Below are 20,747 nucleotides of genomic sequence, written 5' to 3' on the forward strand. Positions count from 1 at the left end.
ACACAAATTAACACGGCGTCGTGATATTACACCACCCCTTGCGTGCATTTTGACGCTTGGACTGTTAGGCGACCTCGAAGGCGCTTGGGGCCAGGTCTTCCCAGAACGCTCGGATATTGGCCGCATTCAGGGCGGACATCCAACCGTGGCGTTCAAAATCAGCGCGGGCGGCAGGATCATCCAAAGTGTTCAAAAACAGCCGGCGGTCGGCATCGCGCTGCGTGGGACTGCGGGCGGCAGCCAGATCACGAATGATTTGCAACTGGGCAGCACGGGCTTTGATTTGTGGGGCAACGTCTGTTTGTGATGCAGGCTCCGCTTTGAAATCCTCTTTCAACGCGGCCGTCAGATAGCGTACCGGATTTTGCACGCCGGATTGCCCTGCAACATAATCCATCTTGGCCAACACATAATCTTCGCCATGTTCCGCAACCCACTGCCGCGCCAATCGGTCGCTGACGCCCAATGCGCGCAGACGGCCATAGACCGGTGCGTTGCGCACCCCTGCCCCGTCATCCAGATCCAGAATTGCCAGTTGCGGGTTGTCTTCGATCAAAAAACGAATGTCGGACACTGTGCGCCCCCGTTTACGGATTTCGGGGCGGATCACAATGTTGGACGTCTTGTTCACCTCGGCCACCGCCGGTTTGATGATCTTGGCGTTCAGGTGTTTGTAACTTTCGTAATAGGCGCTGTCGGCGACGCCCATCAGACGGCGAAACGTGTCCAGTGGCCACCACCCTGTCGAACCGGTGCGCACAAATCGATAACAGTTTTCATATAGCGCCAAAGCATGGCCACTGGTGAAACGCCGCTGGATGTTCAAATTGATAAGCGCGAACACTTTGGGGTCGCTCAGCTTGTCAGCCAACGCGGGGGAATAGGCATATTCACACACGCCACCCTTCAGCTTGGCATAGGACAGCAAGCTTGAGACTCCCCACTCCTGTTCACCCTCGGCATCCAGCATGTCCCATTCTGCCACCGTTTCCGCCAGCCCCCGCAGCGATCCCTTCAGCGTGTCCATGTCGTTGGAATTGTAACCGATCATCATGCACAACGTCCGTGCATCTATCAGATGGGTCGCTTGACTTGTCAGGGTATCGTAGGCGTTCAACAGCAAGACGTTGCTGAGCTTTCGTTGCAGCAAAGTCAGTTTGCCCGACACATGGATCGCCGCCACATGCTTTTTGACAGCACTGCGGCGCAGCGCACCGCTTAGACCGTCTTTGTCGATATCATCGGAAAAGTCTGGCATCAGTTAAACGACATTGTATGTGGCCCTGCTCATGGCTCTGTTGCGGGCAGCTTACCCTGCAAAGGCACCCGCACGCAACATCAACTTGGGTGCTTTTGGGCTGCGTCTGGCAGAACCGGAAACGGGTACCTTTCCGGTCATTGCCACCACGAAAGGGACCCGGATACAGGATTGCCACATTTTCTAGAGTCTCATTTAGACCCTAAACCGCCCGATACCGCAGCACGGTCCCTGTCTTCACGCGAATCGGCACCTTTCATCCTGTATACAGGTGCCTTTGGGCCTGCTTTCAGGCACCCTTCGTCCCGTATAAAGGCACCCTAAGTTGCTTAGTATTTTGAAATTATTCATTTATTACAGCGTAAAGATTCTAAAGATCTAAAAGATTCTACAACCTTTATTGTCGTCGTTTTCCTGATTTCTTTCGAAATTACTCATTTTACGTGCGCTGCGTTCATCCTTGGCTTACGATGTACGAGAAAACTAAGAACATCGCCAAAACTGGCGAACATCCTACAGGAACCACGCCCTTGTCTTCAAAGTCTGACATACCGTCCTATTTCAACATCGACCCAAAGGCAGCTGCAGGCCGTCTGGGTGATCCTATAGATACCGCGCGATTCGCCAAGGCCGCAGCTTTCGGGGCCAAGGGCCGCGAAGATCTGGCCAAGCGTGGATACGCTCCGGATGGCCGCAAGCGGTTGCGCAAGTTTTCCACTTGGGAAGTCTGCCGCTATTTGATCCCCGTCGCCGCTGCCCATTTGCGCCGCGTGTTGAAAGCCAATCCAGATTTGCCGCAGGGCACAGGCGAGGGAAATTCAAAGTGGTTTACACTGGAAGAAGTTCTTGTGCTGCGCGATCATTTTGCTGCCGAAGGGGCCGCCAACAAAGAATACAAATCTTGGCGCCCCGAAGGATTGCCTGCGAAGGTCATCTCTGTTGCCAATTTCAAAGGCGGCGTTGGCAAAACTTCAACAGCGGCGCACCTGTCCATGAGCGCCGCACTGGACGGTTACAAAGTCTTGGTGATTGACCTGGATAGTCAGGGGTCAATGACGTCGATCATGGGCGGGCAAGTCGAAGATGAATGGTCCACAGCGTTTCCTTTGCTTGCGAAGGATTTTGCCCAACATCTAAAAGCCGAAAACGAGGTCCGTGCCGCCAAAGGCCAGCCGCCGCATCCCTTTGACGAAACCTTGTCAGAAGCCTTGGAGGTTTCGCCGCGAAACCTGATCCAGTCGACCCATTGGCCAAATATTGATCTGATCGGCGCACAGCTGAACCTTTATTGGGCCGAATTCCAGGTGCCCGTCTGGCGTTTGCAAAGCCGGTCTTGGCCCTTGTGGGATGCCCTGACAAACGCCTTGGACAGCGAAGGCATTCTGGACGACTACGACATCATTTTCCTCGATACCCCCCCTGCCCTTGGCTACCTGACCATCAACGCCCTTGCGGCTGCCGACATCCTGATTGTGCCCCTCGGCGCCAGCTTTCTGGAATTCGATTCCACAGGGCGGTTTTTTGACATGCTCTATTCCACTTTTGCCTCCATTGAGGACGGCGAAAACCGGGCGCGGCGCCGCGACGGATTGCCGGAAATGAAGTTCGAATGGGACGCCGTGCGGGCGCTGATCACGCGGTTTGATGCGTCCCAACAAACGGATATGGCGAACATCATTCAGGCCTATTTCGGCGATTTCATGGCGACCTACCGGCAGGACACCACCGCGATGGTCGGGCAGGCGGGCGAAGAGGTGAATGGCATCTATGAGGCCGATTACCGCGCCTTCAACCGCGACACTTACGTCCGTGGCCGCGAGACATTTGACCGGACCTGGGCCGAGATCAAAGAGGTGCTTTTGGGCACGTGGTGGCGCGATCAGCAGATGATGGAAAAGGATCAGAACGATGGCTAAGCGCAGACGCCTAGAGGCCCCGTCAACGGCAGATATGGACAAGATCGAAGAGGAGTTTCGCCGCGAAACCCCCGCCCGACCCTCGGCGGGTGCAGCCCCGATTGCACAAGTGGCGGCCGACGCTGCTGCCGCCTTTGACCCTATCGACCCCGAAGCGCGTGCGGCCTTGGCAAAGTTGCAAACGGCGGAAGAGAAGGGGTTGTTGCTGCTGGATTTGCCCTTGGACGTCATTGACCCCGACGCCATGATCCGCGACCGGTCGATGCTGGATCAGGCCGAAATGACAGAACTGCAAATCTCGATCGCGGCGAATGGTCTAAGGCTGCCCATCGAGGTGTTTGAGGTCGCAGGGGAGGGGCCGCAGAAATACGGCCTTCTGTCGGGCTATCGTCGCTTCAGGGCGGTACAGAACCTGCGTGCCTTGCGGGGCGCAGAGGATACGACATTCAGCACCATCAAGGCCATTTTGCGCCGCCCTCAGGCCGATGCGGATCGCTTTGCTGCTATGGTCGAGGAAAACGAGGTCAGGGCGTCCCTGAGCCACTATGAGCGTGGCAGGATCGCAGTGATTGCGGCGCAACAGGGCGCCTTTGCCAACGCGGAAGCTGCGGTTGAGGCGATGTTCCCCGTGGCGTCGAAGGCGAAGCGCAGCAAGATCAGATCGTTTGCCTTGATCTTTGAAGAATTGGGCGACCTTTTGGTCTTTGCCGAAACCATCCGCGAAAAGGACGGGTTGCGTTTGGCAATGGCGCTGCGTCAAGGCGGCGAGGCGCGGTTCCGTGAGGTTCTGGGCACAGGGCAAGGCACTGATCCTGCCAGCGAATGGGCGCTTCTGGAGGCCGTTCTGGATGAAATGGCCGACTTGCCAAAAGTAACCCGTAAAGGCGGACGGCCACGGATAAATGTGCCAAAACCGGGATGGCACGGCGACGATACACTGGTCTTGTCGAATGGGATCAAACTGCGCAAAGACAGCGATTCACACGGGTATCTGATCCGCTTGTCCGGCAAAGAGCTGTCGCCTGACTTGATCGATAGTTTGATGGAAGAAATTCGGCATCTTCTTGAGCGACCAAAGCTGTAGGGCAGGGGGTTTCGCCGCGAAACCCATCCAAATTATTGCTTAATCTCAATGCCTTAAAATTAAAACGGCGCGAAACATAAGGTTCCGCGCCGTTTTGCATTATTCAAAGAAATTCAGGTTTAAGGCAGCGTTTTCGCCGTCGGTGACCCTTGAACGATCACGCCGCCGTGTGATGTCGCAGACCCAAGATAGGCCACGGGCTTACCGTCGTTGGTGGACATGGATGACCCTACAACGATCGTCGCGCCACAGCCGCATGCGTCACCCACACGCGCCACGGGACGATTGTCGACGAGGGCGGTGCCGCCTGACACGATCGCATTTGGACCGTGGGCGGGGCATACGTGTTTATCTCCGAGACGGGCAACTGGAAGCATTATCTATTCCTTTTCTGAGATGACAAAGTCGCAAGCTATTAATGAAAGCTTGGAATTTATTCTTTCTGTTTCACGCATTCCTCGACCAAAGGCAGCGCGTCGTTGGCTGCACCTTGTAGCGTAGGCACTTGTGCGCCGCCGCCACCACCCATGGATACCATGCCCTTGAGGTTGATTTTTGCTGCTTCCAACGTGATCCCGGACGCGTCGATGGTGATCTTGCCACCCGGTCCCTTGATCACGAATTTCTGGAACGCCATCAACGTGTGCACCTTGGTGTTGTTGGTGATCGATTCATTGACGTTCAGGGTATATTTGCCCTTCACGGTTTCTTCGTAGTGCCGTCCAACTTGCCGCAAATGATCCGCATAGATGTCTTGTTTGTGGGTGTTGCCCACAACATGAATGTGGTCTTTGCCGTAGCGTTCCTGTTGGTTCCGCCCAACCTGATAGGACACATCTTGTCCGACATTTTCGGTTTGGTTGCGGCCAACAGACATGCTTTCGTCTTGCCCCACAGCCTGAGAGCGGTCGACGCCGATGGTATTGGTTTCATTACGCCCGATGTCTTTGGCGCGGTCGTTCAGGATGGTGATCTGCTGGTCTTTTTGACCGTGCATATAGATCAGTTCCTGATCCTTCTGGTCCTCAAACGACAGCTCGTTAAAACCAGACCCTTGGTGGGTGTCGGTCTTGAACACAGACTTGGTTTTGTTGTTGGGAAGCGGGTAGGGCGGGTCATTGTGCCCGTTGTACACGCACCCTGTGACCAACGGTTTGTCGGGATCGCCTTCAAGGAATTCAACGACGACTTCCATGCCGATGCGCGGAATAATCATCCCGCCCCAACCTTTGGACGCCCAGTTCTGGCTGACGCGACAGCGCATGGACCAAGCCTTTTGCAGATCCCAGTGGAAGTGCACCAGAATGCGGCCGTATTCATCGCAGTCAATTTCGCCGTCGCCCACCACAACTGCCGTTTGCGGACCTTGCACGATGGGGCGTTCTGTCTTCATGTCGGGTGCCATGGGCGCCGAGGTCGGCGTCAGCACATAGGACCCTTTGTAGGCGTATCCGTCGCTGGCTTCGCCGCCTGTTCCATAGCTGTCGGACACATAAGAATGGTGGGCTGCAAGACACAGGTAGGTTTCGTCTTTTACGCCGGGCACTTGGTCGCCGGTTAATCCAACAGTCATACCCGCCGCAAAGGCTGCCGTGTCTCCGACGGCGCGCTGGCGGCGGTCTTGTCCGCGTTCCTGTTCGATGCGCAAGCCAACCATCGGGTTGCCTTCGCCTTTGTCCAGATAGTCGCCGGGGTAGTCGTAGCTTTCGATCTGCCCTTGTTCGTACCGCGCATCCCCTGGACGTGCCACTTCCATCGCCGCGTTCGGCTTTTTGAAGTTGTAGTCCGTCAGTTTGATTTTGCCTGTCGTCAGATTGCGTTCCGGGTGCCATTCCCAGAAATGTTCGCCCTCAGACTGGTGATGCCCGTCAAAGCCGAAATAGTCGCGGGTTTTGCCCGGCACCGGATCATGTTCGTCCACGCTGTCGGTCAGCACCATCGTGTGGCCGCCTTTTTCGTGGATGAAGTGATAGCTGATCCCAAAGCGTTCCATCAAACGGCAGGCAAATTCCAGATCGCTTTCGCGGTATTGGACGGTATATTCCAGCGTAGGATAAGAATTGGTGACGCGCAGTTTCATGGCCGGATTGCCCAGACCGGCGTAGTCGCTGAGCAATTCTTCGAGGATGGCGATCACGGTCATGTCGTGAAAGATGCGCTGGTTGCGGCGTTGCCCTGCCAGCCACGTCCATGGCCGCAGTTCGAAATTATACTTGTTGCCGTTTTCGCCGACCCCAACCCATTGCGCTTGGGTGACGATACCGTCGTAGAATTTCGGCCCATCGTTTTTGGTTTGCAATTCGATGGTGACATGTGTGCCGATCAACTTGTCAAAGTCGATGTCTTGTTCCGTCGAGAGCGCCTCGACCCGATATTCAAACAGATCGTTCATATAGTCCGACCCGGTAAAGCGCATCAGGACAAGCGTGTCCTTTCCGAGGTCGGTGTGCAGCTTACCTAAGCGGTTGTCTTGACTAAATACGGTGCTCATAACGCGAGTCCTTCAATAAAGTGACCTGCACATAGCGTAGCGCAGGCCTAACGGCGAAGAAAGACCGATTCTTGTTCCCGGTGTCTCAGCGCATGTGAATGCCTTGTTAACCTGTCTAAACACTCTTTGCGTGTAACGAAAGTAAGACATTCCAGCATTTATTGCGGGGGTGCTGTGCTTTGAGATCCGGGAAGGGGACACTTTTGTGGATACCTTGGATCACACGCCAAAATGCTGTGGTGCCTCGTTCGCAACGCTTTGACGTTGTGCATTTGCCGCAACTGGAGCGTGAAAAACGACTTTTTCACAAAGATTTGTTGTTTTTTGATGGCTGCCATGCAAAATCAGGCCGAATTTCGCCGACATTGCGGCACGTGTTTTACTGAGTTTTTTATAAGTCTTTTTAGACAGTTGCAGACCGAAGGGGTAATCATGCAGCATATTTCATTGGCGAAAGCCCTAGGAATTTCAGCGCATATTCGCGCATTTTTCCTAATGATCTTGATGCTTGCAGGCGGGGCAGGGGCTGCGATGGCCCAAGTTCTGCCGTCGGTTAATTTGTCGCCCAACACGATCGCCCCCAACGGCACATCGCAAATGACGATCACGTTGAACAACAGCGGCTCTTCCGGTGCGCGTGAACTTGCATTTAACCTGTCGTTACCCTCAAACGTCACACTGTCCTCGCCGGCTCAAACCGATTGTACCAATGCAACTCTGAGCGGGGCTGCAGGCGGCAGCACTATTTCGTTCAGTGGCGGGCAATTGCCGGGGTCTACTTCGTGCACAGTACAGACAAGCGTGACGTCGTCTGTGGCCAATTCGTATACAATCCCTGCGTTTAATCTGTCGTCCGACATCGGCATAACAACATCTTCTTCTACCGGCTTCACCGTCGCCGACAGCACGGCCAGTTTTTCGAAAAGCTTTTCGCCCAGCACGATCAACGCCGGTGAAACGACGCGCCTGACGTATTTGATCGACAATACCTCGCAGGCAAATGGTGTTGGATCGATAAGCTTTAGTGAAACTCTGCCAAGCGGCATGACAATTTCGGATACGCCGGTGCTTGAATCGACATGTGGCAACGCGACGTTTCAAGCGACTGTGACGGCGGACCCGGGCGGGTCATCTGTGTCCTTGTTTGCCAACGGTTTCTTGCCGTCGTTTCCGGCACTTGATGCTGGCGCAAGCTGCGTTTTGGCGTTTAACGTCTCGGCCCCAAATCCCGGATCTTATGTTGCAACATCGGGCAGTTTGTCAGCGGGTGGCGCGAATCTTGGGCCATCCACCGCCACGTTGAATGTTGTGCGTTCTGATCTGCAAATCTTGAAAACATATGCTGGGATCGCGGTTCCAGACAGCCTGTCGCGCGTCACCTACACCATCAGCAACAACAGCCGCCCGGATGACGTGACGGCCATCGCGTTTACGGATGATTTCAGCACGTTGTCTCCGGCCTTGGCAGGCGCAAGCATCAACGGCTTGGTATCACATGATTGTGGCGGTTCGCCTGCGCTGGGTGGGCTTCAGCAGTTCCAATATAGCGGCGGCACCTTGGCCTCGGGGGCAAGCTGTACGGTTGTTATCGATCTGTTTGTGCCCGCAAGTGCTGCCCCAGATACGTATACCAACCAAACCGCCGATGTGACGGGTCTTTTGTCTGGCACACCAATTTCCGGAAACGGATCGACGGCGACGTTGACGGTGCAAGGTGGTGCGGCACCTACTGTGACCACCAGCTTCACAGATGCAGTGCGCGGCGGCACCACCGACTACGTTATTACAATCACCAACCCAAGCAGCGCCACGTCAATTTCTGACATCGCGTTCCGAACTGAATTGCGGTCGGGTATCGTTTTGACATCGGCCAATTCGACCCCTGTTGCCGGTGCGTGTGGTGCGGGCAGTTCCTTTACCTTTAACAACGGCTTCAATCCGCCACCCCCCAGTGATGCGACACCTGCCAATTTCTCGATGTCGGGCGGGTCCTTGGGGCCGGGTGCCAGCTGCACGCTGACTGTGACGCTGCCCATTCCGGCTGATGCGAATTCTGGAACCTACAGCTACACCTCTGATACCACGACAGCGACATCGGGCGGTTCCACTGTTGCGGTGCCTGCGTCAACGGCGTCATTGGTTGTGACAGGGGATGCCAATCTGTCTTTCTCGAAGTCTTTTGAGAGTGGTACGGCCCCGGGTGGCACGGCAAACTTGGTCTTTGACTTGGCCGCCGGAGCGGAAAACCCCGTTACGGCAACGAACATCACGTTCTCGGATGACCTGAGTGCAATGCTGGCGGGGGCCACGGCCAATATCGGCAGCGCGTCAAATTCCTGTGGCGGTAATCTGACCGGATCCGCAGGTGACACGCTTATTTCTTTGACGGGGGCCTCTTTGGCGCCGGGTGCGAATTGCCAAATCACGGTGCCTGTCAGCGTTCCGGCCGCGGCGGCTTCTGGTACATACACCAATACCACAAGCGCTTTGACAGCCAGCGATGGCACAACAACAGTCACCTTCCCTGCGGCCTCTGCGGATCTGACGGTATCGTCGATCAGTATAGATATGGCGATTTCGTCGACGCCTGTCTTGCCGGGGTCTTTGGTGCCTGCGATTGTCACCCTGACCAATGATGATCCAAGCAATGCGGCAACGAGTGCATTGTTTACGTGGAACGTGAGCAGCGCATTGTCCGGGCTTGCGGCAGAAAACATTGCGGCTGCGTCCAACACATGTGGGGGTAGCTTGTCGGGAACGACTTTTGTCATTTTCTCGGGCGGCACCATCAACGCAGGCAGCAGTTGCCAGATTGATATTATGTTGCGGGTGCCGGCAGGTGCTGCAGAAGGTGACTATGGAACCACAACCGGCAATGTTCAGGCATCGGTGAATGGTGCATCTGTGGTTGGCAATACTGCGTCCAGTCGCTTGTTTGTAGAAACAACAGCCCTGAATGTGACCACGTCGTTTGCGGCGGCAAGTGTGGCGGCGGGTGGCACTGTTGAAGTGTCCATCGCCATCGAAAACACCAATACAACCACGGCTGCGACAGGCATTTCAATCTCTGACAACCTAAGCAATTTTATCCCCGGCGCTTTGCGCGACAACACCGGCACGGCGAACCTGTCTGGCTGTGGCGGTGGTGGCATTGCGGCCAGCGACACCGTTAACATCACCCCGAATTCGATCGCTGCGGGTGGCACCTGTACGATTCGCTTTGATGTGATTATTCCTGCGGGCACACCACCTGCGGAATACACCAACACCACCAGCACAGTGTCCGGCACCATTGGCGGGGTGGCGATTTCAGGCCCTTCGGCGTCTGCGTCCATCCTTGTGTTTTCTGCGGATGCGCCATCTTTTGTAAAAACCATTGCTCCAGACCCTGCGAATGCGGCGGAAACGACGGTTGTTACCTATACCATCAACAACCCTGTTGGCGGGGCGTCTTTGTCGAGCATCGGATTCAGTGACGACATCACGACCAACCTAGGGGGGGCGACCGTAAACGCCTTGCCTGGCGCAAATGCCTGTGGCGCAGGAAGCAGCGTCAGCGGTTCTGGTGTGATCCAACTGACAAGCGGTGCGTTGGCTGCTGGTGAAAACTGTAGCTTTGACGTTACGGTGAATATTCCCGCATCTGCCGCAGGCGGCAGCTTTACCAGCACAACATCCGATCTGGTTGCCAATGGTTTGACTGCAACAAACGGGGCCACGGCATCCTTGACCGTGAATGATTTGCCGCCGACCTTTGCCAAAGCCTTTGCGCCTGCCAGCATCACTCAGGGCGGCGCATCGGTTCTGACCTATACAATCGACAACTCTGTGGCCGCCTCTGCCGCGACCGCTATGAGTTTTGCAGATGTCATGCCAGCAGGCGTGACCCTGACAACCCTCGCTTCAAACACATGTGGCGGAACGCCAGTACCCGCAGGAGACAACGCGTCGTTGGCCTTTTCCGGGGGCAGCGTCGGGGCGGGGGCATCGTGTGTCATCAGCTATAACGTCACATCCACGACAATCGGCGCAAACGGATCAACCACAGGCGCGCTGTCGACATCACTCGGCACCGCTGCGGGCGCGTCCGCAAGTTTGACTGTGACTGCCGCGCCGGTTCCAACACTTGCCAAGGCTTTCGCACCTGCATCTATCGCGCAGGGCGACATTACCCGGGTGACGTTCACCGCGGATAACTCGGCCAGTTTCCTTGACGCGGCGGCTTTCGCGTTCACCGACAACTTGCCCGCAGGCATGGCGATTGCGCCGACGCCCGGCATCACGAACACTTGCGTGGGTGGTACAGCAACCGCCGTCGCAGGCAGCGGCAGTTTCGCCTATAGCGGTGGCACCATCGCGGCTGGCACGACCTGTGCGTTGGGGGTGAATGTCCGCGCGATCACGGCAGGCGGTCTGGTTAACACAACCACCGCGCCCACATCGTCTTTGGGCACCAGCCTTGCAGCCACAGATACGCTGACGGTGACAACGGCGCCCGCGCCAACGATTGTGACATCTTTCAGCCCGACAACTGTAGATCAGGGTGATTCATCCGTTTTGACCGTGACTTACACCAACCCGTCGCTGTTGGAGATGACGGGCGGTGCAAGCACGACCAGTTTGCCAGCCAATCTGGTGATTTCCTCAACGGCAGCAGCGCCAAGCACCACCTGTTCGGGCGCAAGTCTTGTCGCGGCAGGCGGCGGCAGCAGCTTTGCCCTAAGCGGTGTCACCCTTGCGCCAAGCGCGTCCTGTCAGGTGACCGGCACCGTTGTGGCGGGTGCCGCCACCACCTTTAACGTGACAGGCGGCGATCTGACGTCAGCGAATTTGCCAACAGGCACAGGTACAGCCGCAAGCCTGACTGCCACAGCACCGACGCCTCCTGTCTTTGCAGGTGTCGCATCGCCAAACAGCTTTGTGCAAGGTGCCGAAACCACAGTCGTTTACACAATCACCAACACCGACAATGCGTTGGCGGCTGGCAACCTTGCCTTCAGCAAGACGATGCCAGCAGGGGCCACAATCGGAACGGGATCAACCGCTGCAACAACCTGTACAGGCGGGACGTTGACTGCGGCCGCCGGGTCAACCAGCTTCAGCCTAAGTGGTGCCACTGCTCCGGCGCGTGGGTCGTGTACCGTCACCATTCCGTTGAAATCCATCACGGCGGGTGCGGCATCGATTGCTGCGGGCGATCTGACGTCCGACTTTGGCAACAGCGGGGCAGGGGCCGTTGGCTTTACCGTCACAGCCGCGCCATTGCCCACCTACACAATGGTCCTGAACCCGACTTCTATCGCACAAGGCGCGGAAAGCCGCATGACCCTGACAGTGACCAATGTGTCACTGGTGGATGCCACTGGCTTTGCCTCCAGCTTGATCTTCCCGGCCGGGGTTTCCTTTTCGTCCACTCCGGATGCGACAGACAATTGTGCCAACGGCTCTGGCACCCCGGTTGCAGGCGGTGCATCGCTGGCGATCAGTGCCTTGGCAGCGGCCGAGGTATGTTCGGTGTCGTTTGACATTGTGGGAATAAATGTAGGCGACACGCTTGTGTCAACTGGCGTGCTGACCTCATCGCTTGGTACGACTGCTGCGGCGTCTGCGACATTGAATGTGACCGCCGCAGGGGCGCCCGCAGTATCTGCATCGTTCAATCCGGCCACGGTGATTGAAGGCAACGGGTCCACTTTGACCGTCACAATCGACAACAGTGCAAACTTAGTGGAGGCAAACACAGGCGCATTTAGCACAACATTGCCATCCAACCTGATTGTGGCGACGCCGGCGAATGCGGGTGGATCTTGCACAGGGGCAGGGGTGACTGGCACGGTTCAAGCCACGGACGGTGGCACCACAATCGGTCTTAGCGGTGCGACAGTCGCGGCGGGCGGATCGTGTACCTACACCTATGATCTGCAAGCTGTCGTGGATGGCACCGATAACTTGTCGGTCAACTTCACCTCCAACCTTGCAGCCAGCGGGGCGGCTTTGGCCACATTGGTCACGCAAGCGGCCCCTCTGCCCACGATCGCTGCGGCCTATGCGCCTGCCACGATCACGCAAGGCAACGTGTCGACGCTGACCTACACATTGGACAATTCCACGTCCCTGATCGCCAGCACGGGGGGCGCTTTCACGCAAACCTTGCCTGCAAATGTGGTTATCGCGGATACGCCGAACCTGGCCACGACCTGTAGTGCAGGCGGCGGGGCAGGGACCGCAGGCAGCGGCAGCTTTGCAGGCTCCGGTCTGGGCATTGCGGCGGGGGGCAGCTGTACGGTGTCTGTGGATGTGACATCTGCCACGACCGGCACGGCGACAGCCACATCCAGCGTTCTGTCCACGGACGAAGGCAGCAGCGCCACAGGGGCCACAGCGTCCTTGACGGTGACTGCCGCACCGGTTCTGAGCTTTACGAAACTTTACACGCCGGACACAATCACGCAGGGTGAGACAACGACCGCGAGTTACTCCATCTCGAACGTAGCGGGGATCGAGGCGACATCGGTGAGCTTCCTTGACAGCCTGGCGGCGGGTATTTCCATCGCTCCAACACCCAATGCGACCTCAAGCTGCGGCGGGACCGTTATTGCCACAGGCGCTAGCATAAGCCTGAACAACGCGACCATCGCGGCAGGCGCGAACTGTATTGTTGATGTGACTGTTGTGTCCACAACGGTGGCCACAACCAATCAGGCGACAGGTGATCTGACATCATCGCTTGGCAATTCGGGCACAGCGGCAGCATCGTTGACAGTGAACGCAGCCCCCGCGCCGACCTTCACGGGTGTCTTTGCCCCAACAACCATCACGCAGGGTGAAGTTGCGACGCTGACCTATACCATCGACCATTCCACGGCGTCCTTTGGTGTGGCGGGCTTGCGGTTTGAGACCTCTTTGCCTGCAGGCATGACCGTTGCGCAAACGCCAAACACGTCAACCACATGTACGGGTGGCGGGTTTGTAACCGGGGCAGGGGCGAATGCCTTTACCTTCCTTGGGGGTCAGATTGATGCGTTTGGCACATGCGACGTGTCGATAGACGTCACGGCGGTCACCGTCGGAACGCAGACCCTTGTCACAGGCGATCTGACGTCTGATCTGGGCAATTCCGGCACGGCAACGGCGGTTCTGGAGGTCACAGGCGCGCCTGTGCCTGTCTTCACCAAAGCATTTGCGGCGGCGTCTATCAGTCAGGGCGATGTGACAACGCTAACCCTGACGGTGGATGCTTCGACCAGCTTTATCGACGTTGCAGGCGTCACCTTTGCCGATCCTTTGCCGTCTGGCATGACTGTTGCGGCCACGCCGAATGCGTCCACGACCTGCGCTGCTGGGACAGTTACAGCCACGGCAGGCGCATCCAGCATCACCTTTGCAGGTGGCACTGTGTCTGCCGCGACAAGCTGTGACATCCGCGTTGATGTGACGGCAAGCTCCACAGGCACCTACAACAACGTCACGGGGCTATTGGGGTCTGATCTTGGATCCAGTGCGGCGGCCACGGCGTCTATTGATGTTCTGGCGGCAGCTGCCCCTGCCTTTTCCAAAGGCTACGTGCCAAGCACGATCACGGAAAGTGGCACAAGCCGCCTGGCCTATGCCATCGACAACACCGCCAACATCGAAGCCACTGGATTGGCCTTTACCGATCTTTTGCCCGCTGGTGTGACGGTGGCGTCACCGTCCAACGCATCGACGACTTGTTCGGCCGGTAGTATCTCGGCCAGCGGTGGGTCCATCAGCTTTAGCGCGGGCACAGTTGATGCAGCGACCACCTGTGCCATCAGCGTTGATGTCACATCCGGCACAGTTGGCACCGTCAACGGCGCATCGGGTGATCTGACATCGTCGCTTGGCAATTCGGGTCCAGCGGCGGCTGCTTTGACGGTTGAGGCGGCGACAGTGCCGCTGTTCAACCAAGAATACCAACCACCCCAGATCGTGCAGGGCGCTGTGACAAACCTTGTGTTCACGGTTGATAACTCTGCCAATGCGATCACAGTGGGATCGCTTGGATTTACGGCTAATTTGCCTGCAGGCCTGACTGTGGCGGGGGGTGGTGCACGCAGTGTTATCGGCATGAACGCATCGTCGTCTTGCGGCGGCACCGTGACTGCGACGCCGGGGGCCAGTTCCGCCAGCTTTGCAGGCGGCAGCATCGCACCCGGAACAACATGTGCGGTCAGTGTTCCGCTGACATCGACAAGCGTCGGCACACCGGGCACTGTCAGTGCAACGCTGACATCTTCCGTGGGCTCAGTCGCTGCCAGCGCACCGACAACGCCTTTGGTTGTTGTTGTGAACCCCGATGGCAACGTCACCTTTGTGCAAAACAGCGATGATGACGGGACATTCACCTTTGCGTCCACAGCCGTATCGTTGAACACGTCGATTACAACATCGGGCGGCACAGGGTCGGTCGGGCCGCTGGATGTGCCGGTGGGAACTTACACCGTCACGCAAACGCGGCCTTCGGGCTTTAGCAACACAGCGCTAAGCTGTTCGGACAGCGACAGTACCGTGGATGTGGCAACGGGCGCATTGACGCTGGTGGTTGGCCCGAACGAGGCGATCACCTGCACCTACACCAGTTCAAACACCACGGCGCAAACTGTCGAAATCATCAGCGACTTTCTGGCCCGCCGGAACAACCTGATCCTGTCCAACGGCCCCAGCAGCGGCCGTCGTATGGACCGTTTGAACCAAGGTATCGGGACATCCGAGACGTTGTCCTTCCAACGCGGCGATTTGAAAGCCATCAATCCGGTGAACTTCAACCTGCTGTCACTTGGGTCAGGCAGCTATTCTTTGTCCACGTCTTTGGCCCAAGCAGAACGCGCAGCCGTGATGTTCCAGCTGGCCAGCGATGGCGACGACACCTACACCACGACGTTGAAAAACCGTCGTTTCGATGTGTGGTTTGAAGCCAGCTACAATGAGTTCGATGGATCAAATGGCTCTGGCGGTCACTTCGGGATTGCCTATGTGGGCGCGGATTATCTGTTTAGCGAAGACTTGTTGGCGGGCTTTCTGGTGCAATACGATACCATGGAAGACAACGGGGCGACGTCGTCCATCAGCGGCACGGGCTGGATGGTCGGACCCTATCTCACCACACGCTTGGCGCCGAATTTGGTACTGGACGGGCGGTTGGCCTATGGCCGCTCGACCAACGACATCAGCCCGTTCAACACCTACACGGACAAGTTCGACACAGAACGCTTTCTGATAGATGTGTCCTTGTCTGGTAACTACGAGTGGGGCGACTGGACAGTGGCCCCGAATGTCGGCTTGTCTTATATCGAAGACACGTCGGATGCTTACATCGACAGCAACAACAATCTGGTGCCGTCGGTGAAGGAATCTTTGGGCCAGTTGAAATTCGGTCCGACGTTCTCAACCAGCTATGTTGCGCGGAACAATCTGCAGGTGCAGCCTTCGTTTACGATCAACGGGATCTATAACTTTGGTCAGAAAACCCAAGCAACGGGCGGCATTGCTGACGGCGCAGAAGAAACCGATGGGTTCCGGGCGCGTATCGAGGCCGGTGTCAAGCTGACCAACCGTTACGGAACGCGTGTCGAACTGGGTGCCAACTACGATGGCATCGGCAAATCCGATTTCGAAGCGTGGGGCGTCAAAGCGCAGATTACGATCCCGATCGGTCGGAAATAATCACGCATCCAAGGGGTGTTCGCGCCCCTTGGACCGCGGCCTGAAAACAATGTGCCTACTTTGTCCCATAATTAACATTATGGTAAATGAATTGCGTTTGTTTGCGCCATGTCCTGTGCAGCTATAGCCCGCCAGTTCCTTTTCCAGTGTCAGCGCCATACGTTTGTAATTCCAAAGAAGTGCTGCAGATTATCAAAAAATTCAGAATACATTTGTGTGTGAGTTCGCAATGGAAACTTTGAAAACTCCGCTTACAATCGCGCATATTCTGCGACGCTAGGAGACATCATGCCCGCAAGCTACTATGCGCCAAAAGGCGGTCACCCCGGTCAGGACCAACTGCTTACGGATCGCGCCGTCTTCACGGACGCCTACGCTGTCATCCCCAAAGGCACGATGCGCGACATCGTCACCAGCTTTCTGCCCTTCTGGGACCACACGCGTCTGTGGGTTCTGTCCCGTCCCCTAAGCGGTTTTGCAGAAACTTTTTCGCAGTACATTATGGAAGTGGGCCCCGGCGGCGGGTCTGATCGGCCCGAAACCGACGCTGGCGCACAGGGCGTATTGTTTGTGGTCGAAGGCGCCGCCACGCTGGTTATGGATGGTCAAAGCCACGTTTTGACGCCCGGGGGCTACGCGTATTTGCCGGCTGGCAAACAGTGGACACTGCGCAACACGACAGACGAGATGTTGCGGTTTCACTGGATTCGCAAATCCTATGAGGCTGTTGAAGGTTTGGATCATCCTGACGTCGTTATTGCGAACGAAAACGATATAGCCCCGACCGTTATGCCTGACACGGATGGAAAGTGGGCGACGACGCGCTTTGTTGACCCATCCGATCTGCGCCACGACATGCATGTGACCGTTGTCACGTTTGAGCCGGGGGCGGTGATCCCGTTTCTGGAAACCCACGTGATGGAACACGGGCTTTATGTGCTGGAAGGCAAGGCCGCGTATCGTCTGAACCAGGATTGGGTTGAAGTCGAGGCCGGCGATTACATGTGGCTTCGGGCGTTTTGCCCGCAAGCCTGTTATGCGGGCGGTCCCGGCAAATTCCGGTACTTGTTGTACAAGGACGTGAACCGGCACATGGCGCTGCGGTCGGTCTAAATCAGGACTGTCTAGATCAGGATTGTGGTGTTTTCGCCGCGCCGCCGATGGCGACGGTCAGGGTTTGGGCCGCCGCCACAACCGCTTTGCTTAGGTCTGCAATCTGTTCCAGACCAACACGCGATGTGGGACCCGAGACCGAAATACCGGCAACCGCTTCTCCGTGGACATCAAAAACTGGCGCCGCAATGCAGCGCATTCCCAGATTGCGTTCTTCTCCGTCAATCGCGTACCCGCGAGCGCGTGTTTGCACCAGATCTTCCAGCAGCAATTGCGGTTGGGTTAAGGTAAACGTGGTGAACTGTTCAAAGGGTGCATCTGACAGGAACTTGTCGATGCGCCCTTGATCCATTTCCGACAGCAGTGCTTTTCCAATCCCCGAGGCATGCAACCGCGACAAGGTGCCCGGCGGAAAGAAGGCCCGAATGCTGGCGTGCGTTTCGACCTGACTGACAAAAAGAACATGTCCGTTTTGTTCAATGCCAAGGTTGGCGGTTTCGCCGGTGTCTTCCATCAGATTGCGCATGATGGGGCGGGCGCGATCCACCAGGCTGGTGCGTTTTAGAAACCGCGAACCGATGATGAACGCCTGCGAACCGATGTGCCAGACCTGTTCGGTTGCATCAAATTCGACAAGGCCCCTGCCCTCTAGTGTCACCAGAACGCGATAGATCGTTGCGGGGGATTGGCCCAGATCAGTGGCAAGTCCGGTTAGGGTTTTGCCCTGTGCCTCGCTTAGAAATTCAAACACCTCCATCGCGCGATCCAGCGATTTAATCGTGTTTTGGGCTGTTTTGTCATGCCAGTCGCGCGGACGCCCACGGGCTTTGCGACCTTGGCCGGATTCGTTGTTTTGGCTGTCCATCAAATGCACCACAATATTTTTCGGAATAATATTTCATCATATGAAAAATGCAAGCAACTGACAACACACAGTTATTACTATTTCTTGCCAAACGAAAAATGATTTCAAAAAAATATCATGAAGCGATCAGGACGGGTAAAACAAGGTCAACGATGCAAAGGAGACGACAATGAGCTTTCAGAATCCTGTATTCATTCCCGGTCCGACCAATATGCCCGAAGCCATTCGCCAAGCCTGCTCCATGCCGACGATTGATCATCGGTCGCCGATCTTTGGAAACATCCTGCATCCCTGCCTTGATGGTGTGCGCAAGGTTCTGAAGTCCGAAAGCGCCCATATCTTTATTTTCCCCTCGACCGGCACAGGCGGTTGGGAGACTGCCCTGTCTAACACGCTGAACAGCGGTGACACCGTGCTGGCCGCGCGTAACGGCATGTTTTCCCATCGCTGGATCGATATGTGCCAGCGTCACGGTCTGGACGTTCAGGTTGTCGAAACGCCTTGGGGTCATGGATTGCCTGCCGATGAATACGCCGCAATTCTGAAAGCCGACACCAACCATAAAATCAAAGTCGTGCTGGCCACCCACAACGAAACAGCCACTGGCGTCAAATCCGATATTGCCGCTGTGCGGGCTGCCCTTGATGCGGCAAACCACCCTGCGATGTTGTTTGTTGATGGTGTCAGTTCTATCGCGTCGATGGATTTCCGTTTTGACGCATGGGGCGTCGATGTTGCCGTGACCGGCAGCCAGAAGGGCTTCATGCTGCCTGCGGGCCTTGCCATTGTGGGCTTTTCTGACAAGGCGATGACGGCAAGCGAAACGGCGACCCTGCCGCGCGCATTCTTTGACATCAAGGACATGCAAAACGGGTACGACAACAACGCCTTTCCCTATACGCCTCCTGTTGGGCTGATGAACGGCCTGAAGCATGCGTTGGATTTGCTGCTGGACGAAGGCATCGACAACGTCATTGCCCGTCACACGCGCATTGCTACAGGTGTACGTTTGGCGGTTGCGGCATGGGGGCTTGAACTGTGCGCCGCGTCGCCTGACGTTTATTCTGATACAGTCAGTGCGATCAAAACGCCGGACGGTTTCAACGCCACCGACATCGTCACCCATGCGGATCAGGTTTACGGCGTCGCCTTTGGTGTGGGTCTGGGTGATGTCGCGGGCAAGGTGTTCCGCATCGGCCACTTGGGCAGTCTGACCGATGTGATGATGCTAAGCGGTTTGGCGACGGCTGAAATGTGCATGGCCGATTTGGGGCTAAATATCAAACTGGGGTCCGGGGTTGCGGCGGCGCAAGAATATTACCGCGCCAACCCTGCCGCCATCATCAAGGATGCAGCATAATGTTGGACGATGACCTTTATATCCCGACGTATCAGGACATGCTGGAGGCGCATGAGCGGATCAAACCGCATATCATACGCACCCCGATCCGAACCTCTGCGTTTCTGAACGAATTGACGGGGGCAGAGCTGTATTTCAAATGCGAGAACTTTCAGGAACCGGGTGCTTTCAAGGTGCGTGGCGCCAGCAATGCCGTGTTTGGGCTGGACGAGGCGCAGGCGAAAAAAGGTGTGGCCACACATTCTTCGGGCAATCATGCTTCTTGCCTTAGCTACGCTGCGATGCGGCGCGGTATTCCATGTAATGTGGTTATGCCGCGCACGGCCCCGCAGGCCAAGAAAGACACCGTGAAACGCTACGGTGGCAACATCACTGAATGTGAACCGTCCACGACTTCGCGCGAAGAAACCTTTGCCAAAGTCCAAGCCGCCACTGGGGGTGATTTTGTACACCCCTACAACGATCCGCGCGTGATTGCCGGACAGGGCACCTGTTCCAAGGAATTCATCGAACAGTTGGATGGTCTGGATATGATGGTCGCGCCTATTGGTGGGGGCGGCATGATTTCAGGCACTTGCCTGACGCTGTCCACATTGGCCCCCGAGGTGCAGATTATTGCGTCAGAGCCTGAACAAGCAGACGACGCCTATCGCAGTTTCAAAGCGGGTCACATTATTGCAGATGACGCGCCCAAGACGATTGCTGACGGGTTGTTGGTGCCGCTGAAGGAACGGACATGGCATTTCGTTTCCAACCACGTCACCGACATCTACACCGCGTCCGAAGAAGAAATCATCGACGCGATGAAGCTGTCCTGGAAACATTTGCGCATGGTCATCGAGGCAAGCTGCGCAGTGCCACTGGCCACCATTCTCAAAAACAAAGACCGGTTCGCAGGCAAGCGCATCGGCGTCATCATCACCGGCGGCAATGTCGATCTTGACACGCTGCCATGGCTTAAGTGAAGGGAAGTTAT

At 56.5% G+C, this 20,747-nt stretch carries 11 protein-coding genes; 6 read left to right on the forward strand and 5 right to left on the reverse strand.

Going from position 1 to position 20,747, the window contains the following annotated elements:
- Window positions 1–64 precede the first annotated feature (64 nt).
- A complete protein-coding gene (locus ASD8599_RS19560; RefSeq protein WP_108830464.1) occupies window positions 65–1,258 on the reverse strand; it encodes a replication initiation protein in 1,194 nt (397 codons plus the stop codon).
- A 470-nt stretch (window positions 1,259–1,728) separates the two neighbouring features.
- Between ASD8599_RS19560 and ASD8599_RS19565 the strand changes: the two genes are divergently transcribed.
- Window positions 1,729–3,174, forward strand: a complete 1,446-nt coding sequence (locus ASD8599_RS19565) for an AAA family ATPase (protein WP_108830465.1) — start codon at window positions 1,729–1,731, stop codon at window positions 3,172–3,174.
- Window positions 3,167–4,258, forward strand: coding sequence for a ParB N-terminal domain-containing protein (locus ASD8599_RS19570; protein ID WP_108830466.1), 1,092 nt, complete (start codon window positions 3,167–3,169; stop codon window positions 4,256–4,258). The genes ASD8599_RS19565 and ASD8599_RS19570 overlap by 8 nt, the downstream gene beginning before the upstream one ends.
- Before the next feature lie 119 nt (window positions 4,259–4,377).
- Here ASD8599_RS19570 and ASD8599_RS19575 read toward each other — a convergent pair whose 3' ends face one another.
- The 3 genes from ASD8599_RS19575 to ASD8599_RS19585 all read right to left on the reverse strand — a co-directional run bounded on the left by ASD8599_RS19575 (window position 4,378) and on the right by ASD8599_RS19585 (window position 7,190).
- Window positions 4,378–4,635, reverse strand: a complete 258-nt coding sequence (locus ASD8599_RS19575; protein WP_108830467.1) for a PAAR domain-containing protein — start codon at window positions 4,633–4,635, stop codon at window positions 4,378–4,380.
- 56 nt (window positions 4,636–4,691) lie between these two features.
- Complete coding sequence (locus ASD8599_RS19580) at window positions 4,692–6,749, reverse strand: type VI secretion system Vgr family protein (protein ID WP_108830468.1); 2,058 nt, start codon at window positions 6,747–6,749, stop codon at window positions 4,692–4,694.
- Window positions 6,750–6,968: 219 nt separating this feature from the next.
- On the reverse strand, window positions 6,969–7,190 hold the full coding sequence (locus ASD8599_RS19585; RefSeq protein WP_108830469.1) for a hypothetical protein: 222 nt from the start codon (window positions 7,188–7,190) through the stop codon (window positions 6,969–6,971).
- Here ASD8599_RS19585 and ASD8599_RS19590 point away from each other — a divergent pair.
- Both ASD8599_RS19590 and ASD8599_RS19595 read left to right on the forward strand, forming a co-directional pair.
- The gene (locus ASD8599_RS19590) at window positions 7,182–16,433 is read left to right on the forward strand and encodes a DUF7933 domain-containing protein (protein ID WP_108830470.1); all 9,252 of its coding nucleotides are present in this window, start codon (window positions 7,182–7,184) and stop codon (window positions 16,431–16,433) included. The two genes, ASD8599_RS19585 and ASD8599_RS19590, sit on opposite strands and share 9 nt — an antisense overlap.
- A 288-nt stretch (window positions 16,434–16,721) precedes the next feature.
- Window positions 16,722–17,546, forward strand: coding sequence for a bifunctional allantoicase/(S)-ureidoglycine aminohydrolase (locus tag ASD8599_RS19595; protein WP_108830471.1), 825 nt, complete (start codon window positions 16,722–16,724; stop codon window positions 17,544–17,546).
- Between the two features lie 16 nt (window positions 17,547–17,562).
- On the opposite strand, the gene bhcR is transcribed toward ASD8599_RS19595, so the two are convergent.
- Window positions 17,563–18,411, reverse strand: coding sequence for an HTH-type transcriptional regulator BhcR (gene bhcR / locus ASD8599_RS19600; RefSeq protein WP_108830499.1), 849 nt, complete (start codon window positions 18,409–18,411; stop codon window positions 17,563–17,565).
- 169 nt (window positions 18,412–18,580) lie between these two features.
- Here bhcR and bhcA point away from each other — a divergent pair, with 169 nt between their 5' ends.
- Both bhcA and bhcB read left to right on the forward strand, forming a co-directional pair.
- Entirely contained in the window at window positions 18,581–19,771 is a 1,191-nt protein-coding gene (gene bhcA / locus ASD8599_RS19605; RefSeq protein ID WP_108830472.1) for an L-aspartate--glyoxylate aminotransferase BhcA, read from the forward strand.
- The gene (gene bhcB, locus ASD8599_RS19610; RefSeq protein WP_108830473.1) at window positions 19,771–20,736 is read left to right on the forward strand and encodes a beta-hydroxyaspartate dehydratase BhcB; all 966 of its coding nucleotides are present in this window, start codon (window positions 19,771–19,773) and stop codon (window positions 20,734–20,736) included. The genes bhcA and bhcB overlap by 1 nt, the downstream gene beginning before the upstream one ends.
- Window positions 20,737–20,747 lie beyond the last annotated feature (11 nt).

The organism is Ascidiaceihabitans donghaensis, assembly GCF_900302465.1.
Taxonomy (GTDB): domain Bacteria; phylum Pseudomonadota; class Alphaproteobacteria; order Rhodobacterales; family Rhodobacteraceae; genus Ascidiaceihabitans; species Ascidiaceihabitans donghaensis.